The sequence below is a fragment of the Polyangium spumosum genome (assembly GCF_009649845.1).
Classification (GTDB): Bacteria; Myxococcota_A; Polyangia; order Polyangiales; family Polyangiaceae; genus Polyangium; species Polyangium spumosum.
The window spans coordinates 1-21535 of record NZ_WJIE01000016.1 but is presented as its reverse complement, the minus strand read 5'-3'; the positions used below and the strand labels follow the sequence as shown (position 1 = coordinate 21535).

Genomic DNA, 21535 nt, shown 5'->3' with positions numbered 1-21535 from the left:
ATGCTGGCCATCGAGGCCCGGGGGCTCCGTAAAACGTACGGCGGCGGCTGGCCGAGAAGAGGCGCGGGGCGGGAGGCGCTCGCGGGGCTCGATCTCGTGGTCCCCGAGGGCGCGGCGTTTGGCCTGATCGGGCTCAATGGCGCGGGGAAAACCACGTTCATCAAGTCGCTGCTCGGCGTCGTGCGGCCGAGCGCGGGCGTGGTGCGGGTCCTCGGCAAGGACCCGGAGGATCCCGCCGCGCGCGCCCAGATCGGGTATCTGCCGGAGCGCCTCTTCTTGCCGCACGCGTTCACGCCCGTGCAATTCCTCTCGAGCGTGGCGCGCTTGAAGGGGCTCCCGCGGGCGGACGACGAGGTGCGGCGGCAGATCGGGAGGGTGGGGCTCTCCGGGGAGGAGGCCCGGCGCATTGGTGGTTTTTCCAAGGGGATGCGCCAGCGGCTCGGGCTCGCGGCGGCGCTGCTCGGGGGGCCGATGTTGCTCGTGCTCGACGAGCCGACGGACGGGGTCGATCCGCTCGGGCGGGCCGAGATCCGGCGTATCCTCGCCGAGGAGCGGGCGCGGGGCGCGACGCTCTTCTTGAACTCGCACCTGCTCGCCGAGACGGAGCGTGTCTGCGATCGTATCGGCATTCTCTCGGGCGGGCGGCTGCTGCGGGAGGGCCCGATCGAGGCGCTCTGCGGGAGCGAGACGCGGTATCGATTGACGTTCGCCCCTCCCGTGGACGCCGCGGCGCTCCTCGCGCTCGGCTTTCGGGCCGGGGAGGGCGAGGGGGTGTTCGTCGTGGACGCGCCGGATCCTTCGGCGCTGAACGAATACATCGATGGAGCGCGTCGCGCGGGGGCGCGGCTCGTGGGGCTCGCGCACGACGTGCGGGATCTCGAGGAAGTGCTGGCGGAGGCGCTCGGGCAGGGCGGGGGACAGGGAGGCGCGTGAAATCGTTTGTCGTGGCCAGAGATCTCCTGCGCGAGGCGGCGTCGCGGAAATGGTTCCTCGCGCTCGGGCTGGGCATCACGCTCGTGCTCGTGGTGCTGGGGTTGTCTTTGCGGATGGACGTCGTGGACGGGGCGCTCGCGGCGTCGCGGTTCTTCGGCAAACCGGTGAACTCGCAGATCCGCGCGGCGGACCTGGCGCTTCGGCCCATCTTCAAGGCGTCGTCGTACCTGATCTTTTACGGGGGCCAGCTCTTCTACGTGGTGGCCTGCGCCGATTTCGGGCCCAGCCTGCTCGCGCCGGGGCGGATCGAGCACCTGTTATCGCTGCCCGTGCGGCGGTTCGAGCTCGTCGTGGGCACGTTCCTCGGCGTGCTCGCGCTCGCGCTGATCGGGGCGCTTTATGGAGCGGGCGGGCTCGTCCTGATCTTCGGCGTGAAGACGGGCGTATATTCGTGGAGCCTCCTCGTCTCGGCGCTGCTCGCGAGCGTGACGTTCACGGCCATCTATGGCGCGATGCTCACCGTGGCCATCGCCGCTCGCAGCGCGGCGCTCTCGGCGGCGTCCGGGGGCGCGCTCGTCTTGCTCGGGATCGTGGCCGGGGAGCGGGAGCGGCTCGCGGATTTTTTCGATCCGGGGATCTCGCGCTCGATCTTCCGGGGCGTCACCCTGTTCTTGCCGCGTGTCTCGTCGCTCGCGCATTCGGCCGCGGACATCGCGAGCTCGGAGCGCGTGGACTCGGCCGCATTGACGAGCATGTTGCTCGGGCTCGTGGTCTTCGGCCTTTCGGCGCTCTCGCTCGGCATTCACCTCTTCGAACGGAAGGATTTCTGATGAGACGGGTGGCCTGGCTCGTCGCGTTCGCCGTCCTGCTCGGGCTCTCGGCGTTCTTGATGTCACGCGGCGACAAAGCCAAGAAGCCCGAGCGCGTGCTGAAAGCCGAGTTCCCGCGGTTCCCGAAGCCCTGGGAGGAGGAGCGCAACCGCAAACGGAGGACCCTGCCGCCGGCGGCCCCGCGCCCGGGGGAGGAGGAGGGGATCTTGCGAAAGCGGGATCCGCTGCTCGTGGCGCTGCCGACGGAGAAGGGAAAGAGCGCGGTGGTGTTCGAGGTGGCGGCGCTGAAGGATTCGCCGATCGGGCAGATATGGCTCGATTGCATGCTGGAGCGGCAAGCCGAGGCGAAGGCGAGAGGGCGCGGGCGCGAGGATTTCAAGGAGCAGTTCGGGATCGATTTGATGCAGGACGTCGAGCGGGTGGCGCTCTCGTCGAACAAGGTGGCGATCCTGTCCATCGCCGAGGGCGCGGCGCGGATCGACAAGACGGGCTGGCCGAAGCGCTCGTTCGGCGAGAAGGGCGCGATCTGGGAGGAGGCGGAGAGCGGCCGGGTGATCGGGACGTGGGGGGACGAGCTCGTCCTCGCCGGGGCGGACGCGGAGGAGATCGAGGCGGCGATCGAGCGGCTCGAGTCGAAATCGCCAGAGAGCGAGCCGCCGATCCCGGCATGGTCGCAATACGGCGACATTTACGGGGTGCTCTCGCCCGAGGAGCTCGCGGACATGTTGCCCGAGCAGCAGGGGGAGATCGCGGCGAGGATACGGGCCGCGATCGACCGGGTGGATCTGCACGTGGACACGTCGGAGGACGTGGCCATCGTGGCGGACGTGAATGGACCGAACCAGGCGGACGTGGCGGACCTGGCGAAATCGATGGGCACGGCGCTGACCCTCGCCCGCGCGGGGGCCGACGACGAGGGCGACGAGCGATTGCGGGAGCTGCTCGATTACGCGACGGTCAAGCCGCGGGACGGTCGATTCACGCTGGACGTGGCGCTGCCGCTGGAGGTGCTCAAAGAAATGGGGCCGTGCCGGAAGCGGGACGTGGCGCCGCCGTCACCCGCGCCATCGCCGTGACGGGAAGGGTGACCAGGAGGCGCACCGTCCGCCGTCGCGGAGGGTGATCTCCTGGCGCCGCGCGGCGGCCGTCCGGGGTTTGCCCTCGCATTCGTCGAGGACCACCACGAGGGCGGCCTCGATGACGTCGAGCGCGGCGTTGCTCGGCGCGAGCAGGTGGCCGCGGAGGAGGGCGGTCGTGGCCTCGGGGCCGAAGACGGAGCCGAGGGCGATCGCGGCTTGCTCGACGGCCGGGCTGTGGCCCTCGGGCGCTTCCTCGGCGTGATCTTCGAGGAGGGCTCGCTCGAAGAGATCAAAATGGTCCCGGGCCTCGGCCAGCATGCCGAGGAGCCGGAGGGCCGTGCCGCGGAGTCCGACTTCGGCGGAGGATCGAGCGGCCTCCACGAGGTCTTGCACGCGTGCGGCATTGCCGCGCCGCGCGAGGGCACCCGATACGCGGAGACGGACGTAGGGATCGGGATCCTCCGCGAGATATTCGAGCGCGGCGCGAAACGCGGGGCCGTCCTCGGCGACGGCGTCGAGCACGTCGAGGGCGAGGAAACGGGCCGCGGGATCCGGGAAACGGATTGCGGTGAGGAGCGCGGGGCGATCACGCGTATCGGGGTTTTTCGCGATGTCGAGGAGGATCGCGCGGGAAAGGGCGAGGTTTTCCGGCTCGGCGCCGCGCTCCTGCAGGTGGCGGAGCGCGACGAGGCGCTGGCGTTTGTAAAGGACGAGGCCGAGATCGACGCGTCCGTTTTCGTGGAGGCGCGCGTGGGCGAGCAGGTCGGTCGCGATCGCGGGGCCTTCCTCGTCCTCCTCCAGGAAGGCGAGCGCTCCGCGATAACGGGGGTACTCCGGCCTTTCGAGGGGATCGAGGAGGGCGTCGTTGTGGTCGAGGATGGCTTTTCGGACGGCCTCACGCAGCGCCGCGAGGCCGAAATGACGCATGAGGTCCCGGCGCGGCAGGACGAGGGCCGCGGCTGCTTCGGCGCGCGCTTCGTCGCCGAGGCGGTGGGCGAGCTCGGGGAAGCGGCGGATCTCCTCGAAGATCTCGGCATCCCGGGGATGAACACGCAAGTACGCCGCGAGCACGTCGAGCGCGTCCGGGTGCTCCTCGGCCAGATGCAACGCGAACGAGGCGTCCTCCTCCTCGGGGGATCTCTGCGCGACGTCGTCGATCCAGCGCGCGACGAGCCACGCTTCGAGCTCCTCGTCGCGGTGGTCCGCGCACGGGCCCATCGCGGCGAGCCACGCGCGGCGCGCCGCTGGGCTCACGCGTTCGAGGCGCGCGAGCAGCTCCGCCCGGCGCGCGCCACGAGAGGCGAAGGGGGCGAGCTCGATGAGGGGCGGGGTCGTGGGGAAAGGCCGGTCGCCTTCGCGCGCCGCGTGGGGCTCGCGTGCGCAGAGCTCGTCGAGCAGGCGCGCGAGGTTCTCGTCGGACAAACTGACGCCCGCCCGCGCGAGGGCGCGGAGCGCGTACACGCGATGCCAGAAGGGGGCGTCGTGATCGAGCGCGATCCGCGTCAGCGCGGCGGCGAGCGACGGCGGCGCGAGCAGAGCCAAGAGGCGCGCTGCGTGCGTGCCCGCGCGGCCCCGAAGGTCGAGCAGGGGGAGGAGTCGCTGCCCGACGTCGTCGCGAGAGGTCCAGCAAAGGGCGGAGACATCGAGCACAGGAGGCGCGTGTGGTCACCGGCGCGCCACGCCGGGAGCACCAAGGCCTGTGGCCGGGCTCGACGTTCGTGCGTATCACGCTGCGTGACGACGCGCCACGCGCGCGCCTCACGTGCGCAAGATTGCTGGCCACGCGTGTCGGTTCGTGAGGCGCGCAAAATCAACGTGCGTGAACCGTGCGACTTCAAGGGGTTCGCTTGACGCCCCACCTTCGCGCTGGGATCCTCCGCGCATGACCCGCCGCTTCAACACGGCTGGCCCGAACGATCCGGCGCGCCACCACACGGTCCCCGCGCTGTCCCGTGTCCCCGGCGTCCGGGAAATCATCGAGCAGGGCACTTACTTCATCCTTCACGCGCCCAGGCAGATGGGCAAAACGACCGCGCTGCTCGACCTCGCCGCCGTGCTGAACCGTGAAGGCAAGTACGTCGCAGCGGTGCTCTCGCTCGAGCCCGGCGCCGCGCTCACGAGCATCGACGCGGCCGAGCTCGCGATGCTCGACTCGTGGCGATACGATCTCGCCGCCTACCTGCCGGCCGACGTCTCGGTCCCTCGCTGGCCCGACGCGCCGCAAGGCAACCGCATCGGCGCGGCGCTCTCGGCCTTCTCCCAGGAGGCGCCGCGGCCGCTCGTCATCCTCCTCGACGGCCTCGATACCCTGTCGAGGGACGTGCGGACCTCGCTGGTCCGGCAGATCCGCGCGGGCAAACCCAGGCGCCCGCGCGCGTTCCCGTGGTCGATCGGCTTCGCTTCGCTGCGCGAGCCGCGCGAGCTCGACGTGGGCCAGGCGCCCTCGAGCACACGCGCCCCCGCGAGCTCGACCGGGCTTGACGCCGAGGTGCTCGCGCTCGCCGGCTTCACGCGCGCCGAGGTGGGGACCTTGCTCGCGGGCCTCGAAGAACGGACGGGGATCGAGCTCCTGCCCGGCGCGCTCGATCGCGTCCACGAGCTCACGCAGGGACACCCGTTCCTCGTGAACGCGCTCGCGCAGCGGATCAACGAGGCGTGCGAGGGTCGCAGAGGCCCGCTGACGGCCGTGGACATCGAGCGGGCGAAGGATCTCTTGCTCGATCGGCGCGGCGGCTTGCTCGACGAGATCGGCGATCGCATGCGCGACGGAAAGCTCCGGGCGGCGCTCGAGCAGATCCTCGCCGAGGCGACGCGCGAGCCGCCGGCGGAGGACGTGCGGCTCGCCCTCGATCTCGGGCTCGTCCGAAGGCAGGCCGACGGCACGGTGATCCTCGCGAACCCGATCTTCCACGCGCTCGTCGCGCGGATCTTGCCGGGCGCGGTGCGATCGGTGTTCCCGGTCGGACAGCCGGCGTGGGTCGGCCCCGATGGCCGGCTCGACGCGGACCGGCTGCTCGAGGCGTTCCTCGATTTCTGGCGCAGGCACGGCGACGCGCTCTTCTCCAGCGCGCCGTACGGCGAGCTCTCGCCGCTCGTGCTCACCGCGTTCTTGAACCGCGTCGTGAAGAGCGGCGGCCTCATCGAGCGGGTCTACGCCATCGGCCGCGGCCGCATGGACGTGTGCATCCGCCAGGGCGGGGCCGCGGTCGCGCTCGTGGTGAAGGTGCGTCGCGACAGGGATCCGGATCCGATCCCCGAGGGGCTCGCGCAGGTCGACGAGGCGCTCGCGCGGCTCGGGATCGAGGACGGCTGGCTCGTGGTGTTCGATCGGCGCAAGGGCATCTCGCCCGTCTCGCAGCGGCTCGGCGCCCTGAAAGAGAAGACGCCGGCCGGGCGCGAGGTCGTCCTCGTCCGCGCTTGATCCGAGCAGGCGTCGGCCGCTCGTTCAGGCGTTGAAGCGCAGGAAGTCGCCCAGGATCGCGGCGAACTCGTGTGGGCGATCGAGGAAGGGCGAGGGGCCGGCGTCGGGCATCTCCGCGACCACGACACGCGCCTCTGCCAGCCGCTCGAGCGAGCGCTGCGAGATGGAGCCGCGGCTGCCCGTGACGAAGAGCGCGGGCACGGACAAACGCGCGAGCCGGAGGGCGAGCGAGCCCTCGTCGGCGAGCGCCACGAGCTCGCGGCCCCAGGCGTGCAGCAGGCGTGCGTCGCAGGGGACGCGGCCCGGATCCTCGGCCGCCGTCGTGGCCCGCGAGGCGCGCCTCACCGCGTCGCGCAGCGCGCCGATGCCTGGTCCGCCGAGCTCGGTGAGGGTCAGCTCCGCGGCGGGGCGGAGGGACGCGCAGTCGTCGACGGTCTTGGGGCCGTCGACGTCCACGACGGCGCGCACGAGGCTCGGGTGTCGCTCCGCGACGAGCATGGCGAGCGTGCCGCCGAGGCCGTATCCGACGAGCGCCACGCGTTCGCCGAAGCGGCCGCCGAGCCAGCGGGCGAAGTGATCCGCGAACGCCGTGAGCGGCGCGGGCCTCGGGGCCGGGATGCTCCGTCCGTGGCCGGGCAGATCGGGCACGACGTGCCGGTGCGCGGCGAGGCGCGGGTGCAGCGCGACGGCCTCGAACACGAGCCCGTGCCCGGCGAGCCCGTGCAGGTACACGAGCGGGGTTTTGCGCGCGGAGGCGTGATAGTCCCGAACGAACATCCCCGCGTCCACCCCGTGCGCCACATCGACCGACAGCATCCGTCCCCCTCCTCGACTCCGGCTCGTTCGCGCTTTCTCAATGGATGCGCGAGGTCGCCGCTCGGGCGCGCTCGCGCCTCCCGAAAACCAAGGGAAAGTCCGGGCGGAGCGTGACGTGCGGGGCGTCCTCTCGGGGCCCGCGTGGAAGTTTGTCTAGGAAAACCAGTCCCGTCGCGACATTGGGTACCGTGCCTACATGCCGCGAAGACGCGAGCCAGATCCGTTCGCCCTCCAGGTTGGGACCCGCATCAGGCAGCTCCGCGAGGAGCAGAAGCTCACGATGGAGAAGCTCGCCTTCGAGAGCGAGCTCGGCTCGAAGGGGCACCTGTCGAACGTGGAGCGAGGGCTCGCGAGGCCCACGATCCACACGCTGAAGGTCCTCGCGGATCGGCTGGAGGTGGATGTCCTCGACCTCCTCACGTTCCCCGAGCGAGGTGACCGTCAGAAGCTCGTGGACCTGACGCGCCACCTCAAGCGCGGGACGATCCGCAAGCTCTTGAAGGACCTGCTCGAGGTCCTGGGGCCGCGCGAGCCTGCGAAGGAGCCCGCGCCCGCGCCCGCGCCGAAGAAGGCGCAGAAGCGAAGGAGCGCGCCCGCGAAGCCGAAGAAAAAGAAGCGATCGTCGTAGGTACGCGATTCGTTGCTGCTCCAACGGATTGGTTCGCCCGCGGACGATCCTGCAGCCTCGGCTTCCGTCAAGCGACGGGCGATCGTGTCGTCCGGGTGCGAAGCATCGTATCCACTTCCATCCACGCGCGCCCCTCGGGTGCGTAAGGCGCTACCGAGGCTTGGAAGATCTGCGTCCGATCTTCGGGCTTTGCTTGCGTCATCGCGCGCTGCGTCGTTACGCTCGACCTCATCATGCGCTGGAAGAGAGGGACGATGGGGAAGGGCATCCGGCTGCGGAAGTTCGAGCTCAAGAAGACGCTTTTCCTGCTGCCGAACCTGATCACGCTCACCAGCGTGTTCTGCGGCTTCGACAGCATCCGCACCTCGGCCACGGCGCAAGGCGAGGCGGACTTCTACCGCGCCGCGTTGCTCATCGTCTTCGCGATGTTCTTCGACACGCTCGACGGTCGCGTCGCGCGGGCGACGAAGACGCAGAGCGCGTTCGGGCTGCAGATCGACTCGCTCGCCGACGTGATCTCGTTCGGCGTGGCGCCGTCGCTCCTGCTCTACCAGTGGACGCTGCACCGGCTCGGCACGCTGGGCCTCGTCGCGTCGTTCCTGTTCACGGCGTGCGGGGCGATCCGCCTGGCGCGGTTCAACGTGCTCGCCACGGGCGACGACGGCAAACCCTCGAAGCCTTCGAAGTACATCGTGGGCCTGCCGATCCCGGGCGCCGCGGGCATCCTCGTCTCGCTCGTCGTGGCGAGCCACGCCGCGGGCGGGATGCTCGGCCGCGCCGAGTACACCGTGATGATGCTCGTCGTGACGATCGGCCTCTCGATGCTGATGGTCTCGACGATCCGGTTCCGCTCCTTCAAGGACGTGAAGTTCAACGCGCAGACGGCCCTGCTCGCCGCGTTCGTGGTGGGCTCGTCCGTCGTCGTCTCGTTGCAGATGCAGCCGGCGTTCGTCCTGGTGTGGCTGCTCGGCTGTTACGTCTCCATGGGGATCCTGGAGACCTTGTGGCACCTGCCCCGCCGCCTCCGCGCGAGCCTCATCGCCAGCGACTCGAGCGAGCCGCCGCCCGCGGCCTCGGCCTGAACCCGGCCTTCCTGGAACGGCTTTGACTTTGCGGCAGGGCCGAACCATGTAGACTGCGCGCCGTCCATGAAGAATCGCGTATTTTTCCCGCAGGTCGCGCTCGACGAGTGGCTGGGTGAGGACAGGGTCGACCTCAGGAACGACGAGCTGACGATCAAGAGCGAGGGGCGAAAATACCGCATCATCGAGGCGATCCGCGTCCTCAGCGAGGTCAGCGGGTCGCCCGACAGCCACGAGCTGCTCGGCAAGGTGAAGTCGAAGGCCTTCCTCGCCGAGCTCGGGGCGGAGATCCTGGAGACCTCGATGATCCTCGGAGACAACGCCTACGACGTCGTGCCGGGATTCGTGGGCGCGCCGATCGGGACGTTCGCCGATCATCAGCGCGGAGGTCCTCCGTCGCAGGGCAGGAACCTGACGACGGACGAGGATCTCCTCGCGGCGTTCCTCGCCACGAAGCTCTGACGGATTCCATCCATCTCCGAGCGCATCGGCCTGCCGCCGTACCCAAGACGCGCTACCTTCTCCCGCCATGACGCGCGCTCTCTCCACGGGCACGTTTCTCGTGGCCGTGCTGCTCTACGGGGTAGCGAGCGCCCTCTTTTTCCTGGATGTCGCCCGCAAGGAGACGCGACTCACCCTGTCGCGAGGGGGCTCGGTGCCTCCGCCTCGGCGCACCTGGATGGCCGTGACGAGCCTCGGCGTGGCCGCGGCGTTCCACCTCGCCTACGTCACGTTCGCCAGCCTCGTCGTGCACGTGTGCCCCGTCAACTCGGTGCATTTCTCGCTCTCCATGGCGTCCATCCTGGCGATCGCGGTGTACCTGCCGGCGCGGCGCCGCTTCCACATCGACGCGATCGGCGTCTTGCTCGCGCCGCTCGGGCTCGTCTTCGTGCTCGGCACGTTTTTCCTCGGGGAGCCGGGGCCCGCGCACTCGCTCGGCCCAGTATTTCTCGCGCTGCACGTGCTCGCGAACCTCGCGGGCACGGCGCTGTTCCTGCTCGCGGGCGGCGCGGCGATGCTCTACCTCGTCCAGGAGAAGCGCCTGAAAAAGAAGCACACGGACCGCCTGCGCATCGGCAACCTGCCGCCGCTCGAGGTCCTCGATCAAGCCGTGCACCGCTTCCTCGTCGCCGGCTTTCCGCTGCTCACGCTCGGCGTGCTCACGGGCACGATCTGGGCGAAGAGCCTGGAGAACGGCTCCGTGGACGAGGTCCTGCGGGCCATCCTGGGGTACGCGACGTGGTTCGTGATCGCGGCCGTGTTGCTCATGCGGGCCGCCGCGGGCTGGCGCGGGCGGAAGGCGGCGTACGGGACGATCGCGGGGTTCTGCTGCGTGGCCGCGGTGCTCGTGGTCTACCTCGTGCGGCCCGTGGTGGAGCTCGGCCCTCCGAGGATCGGAGGCTAGGGCGCGCGTGATCGTCGTCGTTGGCCTCTCCCACAAGACTGCGCCGATCGCGGTGCGCGAGCGGCTCGCGGTGCAGCGCGACGCGCTGCCCGCCCTCTACGAGCGGCTCCTCTCGGACGGATCGATCGGCGAGGCCGTGGTGCTCTCGACGTGCAACCGCGTCGAGGTGTACGCCGCGCCGTCACGCGGAGGTGCCCTCGAAGCGACGAGCCGCGCGGTGATCGCCGCGCTGACGTCGATCGGAGGAGACGCGGTCGCGACGCACCTCGCGCGCAAGGAGGGCGGCGACGCGGTGCGGCACCTCTTCCGCGTGGCGTCGTCGCTCGACTCGCTGGTCGTGGGCGAGCCGCAGATCCTCGGGCAGCTCAAGGACGCGATCGAGCTCGCGCGGGAGGTCAAGGCGCTCGGGCAGACGCTCGGCAAGGCGATGCTCAGGGCCGTCCGGGTGGGCAAACGCGCGCGGAGCGAGACGGCGATCGGCGAAGGGCAGGTGTCGGTCTCGAGCGTGGCCGTGGATCTCGCGCAGGAGATCTTCGGGGATCTCACGGGGCGCAAGGCCGCGCTCGTGGGCGCGGGCGAGATGGCCGAGGCCGCGGCGAAGCTGCTCGCGAAGGCGGGCGCGAAGATCGTCGTGCTGAACCGGAGCCCGGCGCGCGCGAAGGCGCTCGCGGACGACGTGTGCGGCGAGCCGCGCGGGATGGCGGAGCTCGAGCGGACGCTCGGCGAAGTGGACATCGCCATCGCCTCGACGTCGAGCCCGACGCCGGTGATCACGGTTGAGCTCGTCAAGCGCGTGCGGAAGGTGCGGCGCGGCAAGAGTTTGTTCTTGATCGACATCGCGGTGCCGCGCGACGTGGAGCCCACCGTGAACGACCTCGACGGGGTCTACCTCTACGACGTCGACGACCTCTCGCAGATCGTGGCGCAGTCGCTCGAAGGTCGGGCCGCGGAGGCGACGCGGGCCGAGGAGATCGTCGAGGAAGAGGCGCGCGCCTTCGAGCACTGGACGCTCGAGCGAGAGCTCACGCCGACGATCGTGGGGCTCTTCCACCGGACACGCGCGGTGCTGCTCGCCGAGCTCGAGCGGAGCTTTGCCGGGCGCCTCAAGCACCTCGGCGCGTCGGAGAAGGAGGCGCTGCTCGTCATGGTCGACGCCGCGACGAACAAGCTCCTTCACGCGCCGGTGACGCGCCTCAAGGAGCTCGCGGGCGACGCGCGCGCCGAGGGGTACGTCGAGGCGGTGCACGACCTCTTCGACCTGTCGGCGATCACCCTCGCGGGCGGCGACGGCAGCACGATCGACGGAGCGATCTCGCTCCCGACCGCGGGGACGAACGGCAAGGCGCAGAGCCCGCCGATCCCACGAACGCCCGCCGCGGCGCAGGCCGCCGCATCAACTGCGGCTCCCTCGCCGCGCGCAAAGGATCTCGGATGACCCGCCTGATACTCGCCACCCGACGCTCCGCCCTCGCCCTCGCGCAGTCCCGCGCCTTCGCGCGCGCCCTCGTCGCCCTCTCGCCCGGCCTCGAGGTCGGCGAGCTCGAGGTCGTGACGTCGGGCGACAAGATCACCGATCGGCCGCTGCAGGACGTGGGCGGCAAGGGGCTCTTCGTGAAGGAGCTCGAAGAGGCGCTGCTCGACGGTCGCGCTCACTTCGCAGTGCACTCGTACAAGGACGTGCCGGCCGAGATCCCCGACGGGCTCGTGATCGCGTGTGTGCCGCGGCGCGAGGATCCACGTGACGTGCTCATCACGCAGGCGGGCGCGACGCTCGCGACGCTGCCCGCGGGCGCGCGCGTGGGGACGTCGAGCCTGCGGCGCGCCGCGGCGATCGGGCTCGCGCGGCCCGATCTTCGGATCGTGCCGCTGCGCGGGAACGTGGACACACGGCTGCGCAAGCTCGACGAGGGGCAGGTGGAGGCGATCGTGCTCGCGCTCGCGGGCCTCAGGCGCCTCGACCTCGAGCGTCGCGCGACCGAGGTGCTCGATCCTTCCGTGATGCTGCCGGCGATCGGGCAGGGCGCGCTCGGGATCGAGTGCCGCGCCGCGGACGAGGAGACGCAACGAGCGCTCGCGCCGATCGACGATCCCGAGACGTCGACACGCGTGGCGGCCGAGCGTGGCGTGATGGTCGCGCTCGGGGCCGACTGTCGCACGCCGGTGGCGGCGCACGCGGTGCGCACGGACGAGGGGCTCTGGCTCCGGGCCATGATCGCCGAGGCGGACGGCGCGCGTCCGCGGATGGGCGAGCGTCGCGTCGCGTGGCCGGGTTCGTCCGCGGAGGCGACGCGTGTCGGCCTGGATCTCGGGCAGGAGTTGCTCCGCGCCTGAGAGGATCCTGCCGCCGATGCTGGGATACGTCGCGATCGTCCTGCACGCGCACCTGCCCTGGGTGCGCCATCCGGAGCACGCGCGGCCGCTCGAGGAGCGGTGGCTCCACGAGGCGCTCTGGGAGTCGTACCTGCCGCTCGTCGACGTGCTCGCGCGCCTCGAAGCGGACGGGATCGCGGCGCGGATCACGGTGTCGATCTCGCCGACGCTCGCGGCGATGCTCGCCGATCCGCTGCTTCGAAAGCGCTTCGTCCTGCACATGGACCGGCTCGAGCGGCTCGCGGCGCAGGAGGAGCGACGCACCCGCTCGGACGCGGCGCTCCGCCCGATCGTGGCGTTTTACCGCGCGCGGATCGAGGCCACGCGCGCGACGTGGGAGCGCATCTCCGGCGACGTGCTCGGCGCGCTCGTGGGCCACGAGGATCGAGGATCGATCGAGCTCTCGACGACGAGCGTGACGCACGCGTACCTGCCCGCGCTGACGCGCTCGTCCGCGCGCGCGCAGGTGAAACTCGGCCTGCGCGCGTTCGAGGCGCTCGTGGGGCGAAGGCCACGCGGGTTGTGGCTCCCCGAGTGTGGTTTTGATCCTTCCCTCTTGCCCGAGCTCGCGGCGGCGGGCGTGGGGTACACCGTGCTCGACGCGCACGGCCTCGAGCTCGCGTTGCCGAGGCCCCCGCGCGGCGTGCTCGCGCCGATCCTCTCGCCCTCGGGCGTCGCGTTTTTCGGCCGGGATCCGCGGGCTTCGCGGGAGGTCTGGTCGCGCGAGGCCGGATATCCGGGCCACCCGGACTACCGCGATTTTTATCGCGACATCGGCTTCGACCTGCCGGAAGCCGCGCTCGCGGGGGAGATCGGGCCCGGCGGCGCGCGCCTCATGACGGGGCTCAAGTACCACCGCATCACCGGCCCCGGGCCGCACAAGGAGCTCTGGGATCCGGCCGCGGCCGAGGCGCGCGCCCGCGCGGACGCCGAGCGCTTCGTGGCCGAGCGGGTGGGCGCGATCCGCGCAGGGCAGGGCCGCGGGCCGAGGCCCGTCGTGGTGGCGCCGTACGACGCCGAGCTCTTCGGTCACTGGTGGTTCGAAGGGCCGCTCTTCCTCGAACACGCGCTGCGCGCGCTGCATCGCGCCGAGCTCGCAGGCGAGATCGCGCCCGTCACGCTGGGCGCGTACCTCGCGGCCGAGCCGGATCTCGCGGTCGCCGAGCCCTCGGCCTCGTCGTGGGGTGAAGGTGGCTTCGGCGAGGCGTGGCTCGGACGTGCGCTCGAGCCCGACAGGACGGACGGCATGTCACCCGCGCACCTCGTGCGGCACGTGCGCCACGCGGAGCACGCGGTGCAGGGGCTCGTGCGGGCGAGGCGCGGCGCCGACGGCGTCGCGGGGCGCGCGCTCGATCAGGCGATCCGCGAGCTCGTGCTCCTGGAGGCGAGCGACTGGGGCTTCATGATCCGGCGTGGCGAGATGGCGGCGTATGCGGCGGCGCGGGTCCGCGCGCACGCGAGCCGCGTCGATCGGCTCTGCCGGCTCGCGGGGCGCGGCTGGATCGGCGAGGCCGAGGCGCGGTGGATCGAGGCGACGTGCGAGAGGACGCCGTTCCTCGCCGAGCTCGAAGGGGAACACCTGCGCGACGCGTTCGACGCGTGACGCGAGCATCTTCGCCCTTGTCGATCCGCCCCAGGATCACGGATGCTCTCCTTCGCGATGCGCGCTCGTTCGATCTGGCTCCGCCTCGGGGTTTGTCTGCCGTCGTTCTTCGCGCTCGCGTCGATCGCCTGCAGCAGTGATCTCTTCCACTCGACCGAGTGGGACACGCTTTGCGACAGGAAGCCGAGCGCGAAAGGCTGCGCCGGGCAGGGCGGCGCAGGTGGTGCGGGCGGCGCGGGTGGCATCGGCGGGGCCGGCGGCATGGGCGGCGCAGGTGGCATGGGCGGCGCAGGTGGCATGGGTGGCATCGGCGGCACGGGTGGCATCGGCGGGGCCGGCGGCATGGGCGGCGACGGCGGCATGGGCGGCGCCGGAGGCGGTGGGACGACGTGTATCCCGTGCGCCAACGTGGCCAGCGCGAGCGTCGCCAAGCCCGAGAGCGGCTCGGTGTGCCCGAGCTCGGTGGACGTCTACGACTTGCTCTCCAAGTGCAGATGCATGGCGAACCCGTGCCTCCCGAGCTGCTCGCTCACGCCCGCGTGTGGCGGCACCTCGACGGACACCGCTGCGTGTGACGCGTGTGTCGAGACCTCGTGTGGCGTCGAGGTCCTCTCCTGCCTCGCGCGAACGACGCCTTAGAGCCGCGCGAGTTGACAGCGATCGCCGCGCGCGGACACGATCGCGTCATGCTTCGCTTCGATCACCTCCTCGGGCTCGGTCTCGCAAGCCTTCTGTTCGTCGCTGCGTGCGGGGAAGGGGCGAGCGGCACGACGTCCTCTTCGTCGTCGGGCGGCGGCTCGGGCGCTGCGTGCACGAGCGACGCGCAGTGCAGCACGACCGACCCTTGCAAGACCGCCCGGTGCGCCGAGGGCGCCTGCGTCGAGTCCCAGGCGCCGGCGGGGACACTCGTCCTCGCGGGCCTCGTCCCCGGCGACTGCAAGCGCAAGCAGTGCACGGCCGAAGGCACGGTCGAGGAGGTCGTCGACGACACGGACAAACCCGACGACTACAACCCTTGCACCCTCGACACGTGTTCGGGCAGCGTGCCGAACCACGCGACGGATGCCGCGATGGAAGGCGCGCAGTGCGCACCCGGCAACCAGCTCACGTGCTCCGGCGGTCTCTGCGTCGGATGCAACAATGCGGAGCAATGTCCGACGGGCGGCCTCTGCCACGTGCCGGTGTGCAACGCCATGGGCATGACGAACGCGTGTGGCCTCGAGATCGCCGTCGGCAAGGAGGTCTCCAACGTCGACATGGGCGACTGCCTGCGCGCCGTCTGCGACATGAAAGGCCTCGTCGTCCCGGCGCCCGCGCCCGGCGAGACGCCCGCGCCCGACGACAACGACTGCGACATCGAGTCGTGTGGCGAGAGCGGCGCGATCGTCCACACGCCCGTGCCCGACGGCATGGCGTGCGGCGGATCCACCACGTGCAGACCGAGCGCATGTGCGGCGGGCGCGTGCGTGGTGCAGATGCCCTTCCCGGGGACCGACGTCGCTTCGGAGACGCCGGGCGACTGTCGCACGACGTTCTGCGACGGCATGGGAGGCACGATGGATCAAGTCGACGACACGGACGTGCCTGCCGACCCGACGCCGAGCGACTGCACGGTCCCCGTGTGCTCGGGCGGCGTGCCGTCGACCGCGCCCGCTGCGATGGGCACAGTCTGCACCGGCGGTGTGCTCAACACGTGTGACGGGAACGGCAACTGCACCTGAACGACGCCGACGCGTCGTGATCAGAACGTGACGCGCAGCCCTGCGGACGTGGGGCTCACGAGCAGGCGCACGCTCGTCTGCGGCGCGGCGGGCGTGGTCGTGGACGGCGCTGCGGGCGAGGTCTCGTCCGCCTTCACGGGCACGCGTTTGCTGCCGATGACCCACAGCGGAATGCCCACGCCGAGGGCCACGATGCCCGTGATCATCACGCCGTAGCCCACGGCTTGCTGGGTCTCGTCGGCGCGCGTCTCGCAGATCGTGGGGCCGAACTGCGATTCGCAGTAGATCGGGATCTGGTTGGCCGCGGTGCTCGCGACCGCCGAGCCGGCGAGCACACCGACGACGCCCGCGGTCGTGAGCAGGATGCCGCTGATCATCATCGGCGTGCTCTTGCGCTCGTAACGCGGCGGCGGAGGCTGCGGTTCACCGTAGTACGGGCCGTAGTACGGATATCCGTACGGGTAACCTTGCTGCGGGCCGAAGCCTCCTGGCGGAGGCGGGCCGTACTCGCCGCCTTGCGGAGGCGGGCCGTAACCTGGCGGAGGCGGGCCATACCCCTGCGGAGGCGCATACCCTTGCGGATAGCCGTATCCCGTGGGCGGCGGAGGCGCGGGCGGAGGCGCCTCCGGCGCGGCGCCTGCGGGCGCGGTCGGCGCGGGCGGAGGTGCGTCGAGCGGAGGCGCGGCGGGCTGCGGCGCGGGGGCTTGCGCCTGGGCTCCGGCCGGCGGAGGCGGCGGAGGCGGCGCCGCTTGCGCGTGCGCGTCGTGCGCGAGCGAGAGCAGGGAGAGACCCAGCGCGGAGGCGGCGACGCACGCGAGGGAAGCGCGCGCTCGACGAGCGGCGGGCATCGCGCGAAGAGGCTCCGGATCCGGCAACGTGGGCATCGAAAACTGTCCTTTCGGCGGGGGCGCTGGGCGAGCGCCCCGCGGGCTGCGCTCGCTTCTACGATAACGGAAAACGAGATGCATGTGGCGCGTCAAGCATCCTGGGCCACGGGCCTCGATCACTCGTAGGCATCCTCCGAGGCGCGGGGCTTCGGCTTCGGCGCTGCGGGCTTGGTCGCGCCGGTTTTGGGCGCGGCTTGGGCCTTCGCCGTGGGGGCGGACGTCGGGCTCGTGGTGGGCGCCTCTCGCGGCGCGGGTGGCTCTTCCGCGATCACCGTCGCGCTCGCCTTCGTGGCGCTGTCGCTCGTGGCGGGCTTCGGCGCCTCCGGCTGCGCGGGCGCTTCGGCGGGGACGATCGGCAGCGACGCGGGCTGCGTCTCCGGTTTGTCCGCGGGCCTCGGCGCGGGCTTCTCTTGCGGTGTCGCGGCGGGTTTGTCCGACTGGACCGCCTGTGACGAGCTGCGCTGCCCGAGCAGGTAGACGATCACGAACGCTGCGGCGACGAGGCCGAACAGCACGAGCACCGCGTGCTCCTTCTTTGGCCCCTTCTTCGCGGGCTCGATCGCCTTGCTCGGGCTCTCCTCGTGCTCCTTCGCTGGCTTCGCCGCGGCGACGCGCGTGCTTGCCTTCGTGCTCTTCTCTGCCTTGCGCTCCGCCTTGTTCGTCTCGGGCGCAGCGTGCTTGCTCGTCTCGGCGCTCGACGGTTGTTTTGTCGAGACCTTCGTGTCCTGGCGTGCCGTGGAGGGTGCAGCTACGCTCGAGGCGTCACGGGCCTCTGCCGGGCTGGCCGTCTGGGTCGGCTTGGAGGTGGACGTGGAGGCCGAGGGGGAACGCGCGGCGCGCGCGCGGTGCTCCTTGCGCTGGGCACGGGAAAGCTTTTTGCTCACGATCCGACGCTAACCGAAGCGGGTTCGATCAGGCAAAACCTCGGATCCAGGGCAGGAAAAGCAACCTGGGCGGCAAGTCCGTTCTCGGACGGCTTGACATGGCTCCTTCGCCGGGTATCCTCCGCGTCCCCCGATTCCGGGTAGACGAACCACCATGCCGACCATCAGCCAGCTCATCCGAAACGGCCGCGAAGCCGCTCGTTACAAGACGGCCTCTCCGGCGCTCAAGTCCTGCCCGCAGCGGCGTGGCGTGTGCGTCCGCGTGTACACCACGACGCCGAAGAAGCCGAACTCGGCCCTCCGCAAGGTGTGTCGCGTGCGCCTCACCAACCAGATGGAGGTCACGAGCTACATCCCGGGCGAGGGGCACAACCTGCAGGAGCACTCGGTCGTGCTCATCCGCGGGGGTCGCGTGAAGGATCTGCCGGGCGTTCGTTACCACGTCGTGCGTGGCACGCTGGACGCCTCGGGCGCCGCGGGGCCGAGCTCGACCAACAAGGCGACCCGCAACCGCAAGCGCTCGAAGTACGGCGTGAAGCGCCCGAAGAGCTGAGCGAGAGCTCGCTCTCGAGAGCCCCCGACCACAGTCCGCCATAAGGAAGCACCATGCCTCGTCGACGTGAAGTTCCGAAGCGCAGAATCATTCCGGACCCGAAGTTCAAGGACAAGCTCGTCGCCAAGTTCACGAACTCGCTCATGCTGAGCGGGAAGAAGGCGACGGCGGAGAGCATCCTCTACGGGGCGTTCGACGTCATCCGCGATCGCTTCAAGGAGGAGCCCATCGAGGTCTTCCGGAAGGCGCTCGACAACGTCAAGCCGAAGCTCGAGGTGAAGAGCCGGCGTGTCGGCGGCGCGACGTACCAGGTCCCGGTCGAGGTTCGGCCGGAGCGTCGCGTGGCGCTGGCGATGCGGTGGCTCGTGACGTACTCGCGTTCACGCGGCGAGAAGACGATGCGCGAGCGCCTCGCGGCGGAGCTCATCGACGCGGCGCAGAACCGCGGCAACGCCGTGAAGAAGAAGGACGACACGCACAAGATGGCGGAGGCGAACAAGGCCTTCGCGCACTACCGCTGGTGATCGTTCGGACCTGAAGCGGTCGGACACGGCAGGAGACACGTCGAGCGAGATGGCGAAGGCGACATAAGGATCGGGTTACGTGCTCGAACATGGCGGTGCGACGCGCGCCGCCAACGAACGTACCCCGACACCCTCTCCAGGTTCTCGAAGCACGCCAAACGGAGGCGGGCAGGGCTGGAGAGGGTGTCGTGCGTTCGGGGTTCGAAGCGACGAACGGCGCAGGCGACGACGACACAGACGAAACCGAGCAACCGAGACCGACGCCCCGACATCAGCAGAGACAAACCGACCGCAGGAGGAAGCAGTGGCCCGCGAATACAGCCTGGAGCGCACGAGAAACATCGGGATCATGGCCCACATCGACGCGGGCAAGACCACGGTGACCGAGCGCATCCTCTATTACACGGGCGTCAGCTACAAGCTGGGCGAGGTCCACGAGGGCGCTGCGACCATGGACTGGATGGTCCAGGAGCAGGAGCGCGGGATCACGATCACGGCTGCTGCGACGAACTGCTTCTGGGAGCCGAAGGAAGGTCCGAACGCCGGCATCCGGCACCGCATCAACATCATCGACACGCCCGGGCACGTGGACTTCACGATCGAGGTCGAGCGCAGCCTGCGTGTGCTCGACGGCGCGGTCGCGGTGTTCGATGGCGGCAACGGCGTGGAGCCGCAGAGCGAGACGGTCTGGCGTCAGGCGGACAAGTACCGGGTCCCGCGGATCGCGTTCATCAACAAGATGGACAAGATCGGCGCGGACTTCGACATGTGCGTCGACTCGATGAAGGACCGTCTCGGCGCGAACGCGGTGGCGATCCACTACCCGCTCGGCGCGGAGGACAAGTTTCGTGGCGTCATCGACCTCGTGACGATGCGCGCGGCGGTCTTCGACGACGAGACGAAGGGCGCCGAGTACCGGTGGGAAGCCGTCCCCGCGGATCTCGAGGACAAGTGCCGGGAGCTGCGTGAGCGCCTCGTCGAGGCGTGTGCGGACGCGAGCGACGTGGTGATGGAGAAGTTCATCGCCGGCGACCTCGCGTCGATCACCCATGAAGAGATCTACGCGGCGATTCGCGCGGGCACGCTCGGCTTCAAGCTCGTGCCGGTGCTCTGCGGCTCGGCGTTCAAGAACAAGGGCATCCAGCTCTTGCTCGACGCGGTGATCCAGTTCCTGCCGTCGCCGGTGGACATCCCGCCGGTGCAGGGCACGGATCCGGACAAGAAGGACAAGGTGGTGACGCGCAAGGCGGCGGACAACGAGCCGTTCGCCGCGCTGGCGTTCAAGGTGATGAACGATCCCTTCGGCCACCTCACGTACTTCCGCATCTACTCGGGCACGGTCGAGAGCGGCTCGAGCGTCTTGAACTCGGTGCGTGGCAAGCGCGAGCGCTTCGGTCGCATCTTGCGCATGCACGCGAACAAGCGTGAAGAGGTCAAGACCTGCTACGCCGGCAACATCTACGCGGCGGTGGGTCTGCGCGACACGCGCACGGGCGACACGCTCTGCGACGAGAAGCACCCCGTGGTCCTCGAGCGGATGGAGTTCCCGGACCCGGTCATCTCGATCGCGATCGAGCCGAAGACCAAGGCGGATCTCGACAAGCTCGGCGTGTCGCTCCAGAAGCTCATGTTCGAGGACCCGTCTTTCCGGACGTACACGAACGAGGAGACGGGGCAGACGATCATCGCCGGCATGGGCGAGCTGCACCTCGAGATCATCGTCGACCGCCTGAAGCGTGAGTTCAAGGTCGACGCCAACGTCGGCAAGCCCGAGGTCGCCTATCGCGAGACGGTGACGCGCAAGGTCACCGACGTCGAGGGCCGGTTCGTCCGGCAGACCGGCGGGCACGGTCAATATGGTCACGTCGTGATCGATCTCGGCCCTGCGCCGCGCGGCGCTGGGTTCGTCTTCGTCAACGACATCACTGGCGGCATCATCCCCAAGGAGTTCATCCCCTCCGTGGAGAAGGGGATTCGAGACGCGCTCGGGCGCGGGGTGCTCGCTGGTTATCCGGTGGTGGACGTCGAGGTGCGGCTGCACTTCGGCAGCTATCACGAGGTCGACTCGTCGGGCCCTGCCTTCGAGGTGGCTGGCTCGATTGCGTTCCAGGAGGCGGCCAAGCGCGCGGGCCTCGTGCTCCTGGAGCCGGTCATGTCGGTCGAGGTGGTTTGCCCGGAGCAATACCTCGGCGACGTCATCGGCGACCTGAACAGCCGTCGCGGGCGGATCCTGGACATGGGGCAGCGGGGAAATGCGCGCGTCGTGCGCGCGGAAGTTCCGCTCGCCTCCATGTTCGGCTACGCGACAGACGTGCGTTCGAAGACGCAGGGCCGCGCGACGCACACGATGCAGATTTCGAATTACGCACCAGTTCCGGTCGCGATCCAGGAAGAGATCGTCGCCAAGCAGCGAGGTTAGGCAATGGCCAAGGAGAAATTCACTCGAACGAAGCCCCACGTGAACGTCGGCACGATCGGTCACATCGATCACGGCAAGACGACGCTCACGGCGGCCATCGTCAAGGTCCAGTCCAAGCAGAAGCTTGCGAAAGAGATCAAGTACGCCGACATCGCCAAGGGCGGCACCGTTCGCGACGAGACGAAGACGGTCACGATCGCGGCTGCGCACGTGGAGTACGAGTCGAAGAACCGCCACTACGCGCACGTCGACTGCCCCGGCCACGCCGACTACATCAAGAACATGATCACGGGCGCCGCGCAGATGGACGGCGCGATCCTCGTGGTCAGCGCGCTCGACAGCGTCATGCCGCAGACCCGCGAGCACGTGCTGCTCGCCCG

At 70.1% G+C, this 21535-nt stretch carries 21 protein-coding genes; 17 read left to right on the top strand and 4 right to left on the bottom strand.

Annotation, left to right across the window (positions count from 1 at the left end; genetic code table 11):
- The 3 genes from GF068_RS35620 to GF068_RS35610 are packed head-to-tail and all read left to right on the top strand — an operon-like array spanning position 1 to position 2839.
- Positions 1-933 carry an ABC transporter ATP-binding protein gene (locus GF068_RS35620; protein WP_153824001.1) on the top strand — a complete coding sequence of 311 codons (933 nt, stop codon included), beginning with the start codon at positions 1-3 and terminating at the stop codon, positions 931-933.
- Positions 934-944: 11 nt separating this feature from the next.
- The gene (locus GF068_RS35615; protein WP_338046705.1) at positions 945-1763 is read left to right on the top strand and encodes a hypothetical protein; all 819 of its coding nucleotides are present in this window, start codon (positions 945-947) and stop codon (positions 1761-1763) included.
- Positions 1763-2839 (top strand): hypothetical protein, encoded by a 1077-nt coding sequence (locus GF068_RS35610; RefSeq protein WP_153824000.1) that lies wholly within the window; start codon positions 1763-1765, stop codon positions 2837-2839. The genes GF068_RS35615 and GF068_RS35610 overlap by 1 nt, the downstream gene beginning before the upstream one ends.
- Here GF068_RS35610 and GF068_RS35605 read toward each other — a convergent pair.
- Entirely contained in the window at positions 2819-4384 is a 1566-nt protein-coding gene (locus GF068_RS35605; protein WP_153823999.1) for a HEAT repeat domain-containing protein, read from the bottom strand. The genes GF068_RS35610 and GF068_RS35605 overlap by 21 nt on opposite strands.
- Before the next feature lie 340 nt (positions 4385-4724).
- Here GF068_RS35605 and GF068_RS35600 point away from each other — a divergent pair, with 340 nt between their 5' ends.
- On the top strand, positions 4725-6263 hold the full coding sequence (locus GF068_RS35600; RefSeq protein WP_153823998.1) for an ATP-binding protein: 1539 nt from the start codon (positions 4725-4727) through the stop codon (positions 6261-6263).
- 24 nt (positions 6264-6287) lie between these two features.
- Here GF068_RS35600 and GF068_RS35595 read toward each other — a convergent pair whose 3' ends face one another.
- The gene (locus GF068_RS35595; protein ID WP_153823997.1) at positions 6288-7079 is read right to left on the bottom strand and encodes an alpha/beta fold hydrolase; all 792 of its coding nucleotides are present in this window, start codon (positions 7077-7079) and stop codon (positions 6288-6290) included.
- Positions 7080-7275: 196 nt separating this feature from the next.
- On the opposite strand from GF068_RS35595, the gene GF068_RS35590 reads away from it, so the two are divergent.
- The 9 genes from GF068_RS35590 (at position 7276) to GF068_RS35550 (ending at position 15888) form a co-directional block, all read left to right on the top strand.
- Positions 7276-7707: a helix-turn-helix domain-containing protein gene (locus GF068_RS35590; RefSeq protein WP_153823996.1), complete on the top strand. Its 432-nt coding sequence runs from the start codon at positions 7276-7278 to the stop codon at positions 7705-7707.
- A 233-nt stretch (positions 7708-7940) separates the two neighbouring features.
- The gene (gene pssA, locus GF068_RS35585; protein ID WP_240807922.1) at positions 7941-8789 is read left to right on the top strand and encodes a CDP-diacylglycerol--serine O-phosphatidyltransferase; all 849 of its coding nucleotides are present in this window, start codon (positions 7941-7943) and stop codon (positions 8787-8789) included.
- A gap of 66 nt (positions 8790-8855) precedes the next feature.
- Positions 8856-9251, top strand: a complete 396-nt coding sequence (locus GF068_RS35580; RefSeq protein ID WP_153823995.1) for a hypothetical protein — start codon at positions 8856-8858, stop codon at positions 9249-9251.
- A gap of 67 nt (positions 9252-9318) precedes the next feature.
- Positions 9319-10194 carry a cytochrome C assembly family protein gene (locus GF068_RS35575; RefSeq protein ID WP_153823994.1) on the top strand — a complete coding sequence of 292 codons (876 nt, stop codon included), beginning with the start codon at positions 9319-9321 and terminating at the stop codon, positions 10192-10194.
- 7 nt (positions 10195-10201) lie between these two features.
- Positions 10202-11629, top strand: a complete 1428-nt coding sequence (gene hemA, locus GF068_RS35570; RefSeq protein ID WP_338046704.1) for a glutamyl-tRNA reductase — start codon at positions 10202-10204, stop codon at positions 11627-11629.
- Entirely contained in the window at positions 11626-12525 is a 900-nt protein-coding gene (gene hemC, locus GF068_RS35565; protein ID WP_153823993.1) for a hydroxymethylbilane synthase, read from the top strand. Before hemA ends, hemC begins: the two co-directional genes overlap by 4 nt.
- Positions 12526-12541: 16 nt before the next feature.
- Complete coding sequence (locus GF068_RS35560; RefSeq protein WP_153823992.1) at positions 12542-14167, top strand: glycoside hydrolase family 57 protein; 1626 nt, start codon at positions 12542-12544, stop codon at positions 14165-14167.
- A 42-nt stretch (positions 14168-14209) separates the two neighbouring features.
- Positions 14210-14806, top strand: coding sequence for a hypothetical protein (locus GF068_RS44560; RefSeq protein ID WP_206079623.1), 597 nt, complete (start codon positions 14210-14212; stop codon positions 14804-14806).
- Between the two features lie 47 nt (positions 14807-14853).
- The gene (locus GF068_RS35550) at positions 14854-15888 is read left to right on the top strand and encodes a hypothetical protein (protein ID WP_153823990.1); all 1035 of its coding nucleotides are present in this window, start codon (positions 14854-14856) and stop codon (positions 15886-15888) included.
- A 20-nt stretch (positions 15889-15908) separates the two neighbouring features.
- Here the strand turns inward: GF068_RS35550 and GF068_RS35545 are convergent, their stop codons facing one another.
- Together GF068_RS35545 and GF068_RS35540 are read right to left on the bottom strand one after the other, a co-directional pair.
- Complete coding sequence (locus GF068_RS35545; RefSeq protein ID WP_153823989.1) at positions 15909-16772, bottom strand: hypothetical protein; 864 nt, start codon at positions 16770-16772, stop codon at positions 15909-15911.
- Positions 16773-16891: 119 nt separating this feature from the next.
- Positions 16892-17659 carry a hypothetical protein gene (locus tag GF068_RS35540; protein ID WP_153823988.1) on the bottom strand — a complete coding sequence of 256 codons (768 nt, stop codon included), beginning with the start codon at positions 17657-17659 and terminating at the stop codon, positions 16892-16894.
- Between the two features lie 154 nt (positions 17660-17813).
- Here GF068_RS35540 and rpsL point away from each other — a divergent pair, with 154 nt between their 5' ends.
- From rpsL to GF068_RS35520, 4 genes are all read left to right on the top strand, one after another.
- Complete coding sequence (gene rpsL, locus GF068_RS35535; protein WP_136932396.1) at positions 17814-18212, top strand: 30S ribosomal protein S12; 399 nt, start codon at positions 17814-17816, stop codon at positions 18210-18212.
- 53 nt (positions 18213-18265) lie between these two features.
- A complete protein-coding gene (rpsG, locus tag GF068_RS35530; RefSeq protein ID WP_136932397.1) occupies positions 18266-18736 on the top strand; it encodes a 30S ribosomal protein S7 in 471 nt (156 codons plus the stop codon).
- A gap of 304 nt (positions 18737-19040) precedes the next feature.
- Entirely contained in the window at positions 19041-21155 is a 2115-nt protein-coding gene (gene fusA, locus GF068_RS35525; protein ID WP_338046703.1) for an elongation factor G, read from the top strand.
- Positions 21156-21158: 3 nt separating this feature from the next.
- Positions 21159-21535 (top strand): GTP-binding protein (locus tag GF068_RS35520; RefSeq protein WP_240807920.1); only part of this gene is annotated, 377 nt, incomplete at its 3' end.

Bases quoted from the DNA above. Each gene is read 5' to 3' on its own strand.
- GF068_RS35600 (WP_153823998.1), top strand. From the start codon at position 4,725: ATGACCCGCCGCTTCAACACGGCTGGCCCGAACGATCCGGCGCGCCAC.
- GF068_RS35580 (WP_153823995.1), top strand. From the start codon at position 8,856: ATGAAGAATCGCGTATTTTTCCCGCAGGTCGCGCTCGACGAGTGGCTG.
- GF068_RS35545 (WP_153823989.1), bottom strand. From the start codon at position 16,772: ATGCCCACGTTGCCGGATCCGGAGCCTCTTCGCGCGATGCCCGCCGCT.
- GF068_RS35595 (WP_153823997.1), bottom strand. From the start codon at position 7,079: ATGCTGTCGGTCGATGTGGCGCACGGGGTGGACGCGGGGATGTTCGTT.
- GF068_RS44560 (WP_206079623.1), top strand. From the start codon at position 14,210: ATGCTCTCCTTCGCGATGCGCGCTCGTTCGATCTGGCTCCGCCTCGGG.
- rpsL (WP_136932396.1), top strand. From the start codon at position 17,814: ATGCCGACCATCAGCCAGCTCATCCGAAACGGCCGCGAAGCCGCTCGT.
- GF068_RS35620 (WP_153824001.1), top strand. From the start codon at position 1: ATGCTGGCCATCGAGGCCCGGGGGCTCCGTAAAACGTACGGCGGCGGC.
- GF068_RS35575 (WP_153823994.1), top strand. From the start codon at position 9,319: ATGACGCGCGCTCTCTCCACGGGCACGTTTCTCGTGGCCGTGCTGCTC.
- GF068_RS35610 (WP_153824000.1), top strand. From the start codon at position 1,763: ATGAGACGGGTGGCCTGGCTCGTCGCGTTCGCCGTCCTGCTCGGGCTC.
- GF068_RS35560 (WP_153823992.1), top strand. From the start codon at position 12,542: ATGCTGGGATACGTCGCGATCGTCCTGCACGCGCACCTGCCCTGGGTG.
- hemC (WP_153823993.1), top strand. From the start codon at position 11,626: ATGACCCGCCTGATACTCGCCACCCGACGCTCCGCCCTCGCCCTCGCG.
- GF068_RS35590 (WP_153823996.1), top strand. From the start codon at position 7,276: ATGCCGCGAAGACGCGAGCCAGATCCGTTCGCCCTCCAGGTTGGGACC.
- GF068_RS35550 (WP_153823990.1), top strand. From the start codon at position 14,854: ATGCTTCGCTTCGATCACCTCCTCGGGCTCGGTCTCGCAAGCCTTCTG.
- rpsG (WP_136932397.1), top strand. From the start codon at position 18,266: ATGCCTCGTCGACGTGAAGTTCCGAAGCGCAGAATCATTCCGGACCCG.
- pssA (WP_240807922.1), top strand. From the start codon at position 7,941: ATGCGCTGGAAGAGAGGGACGATGGGGAAGGGCATCCGGCTGCGGAAG.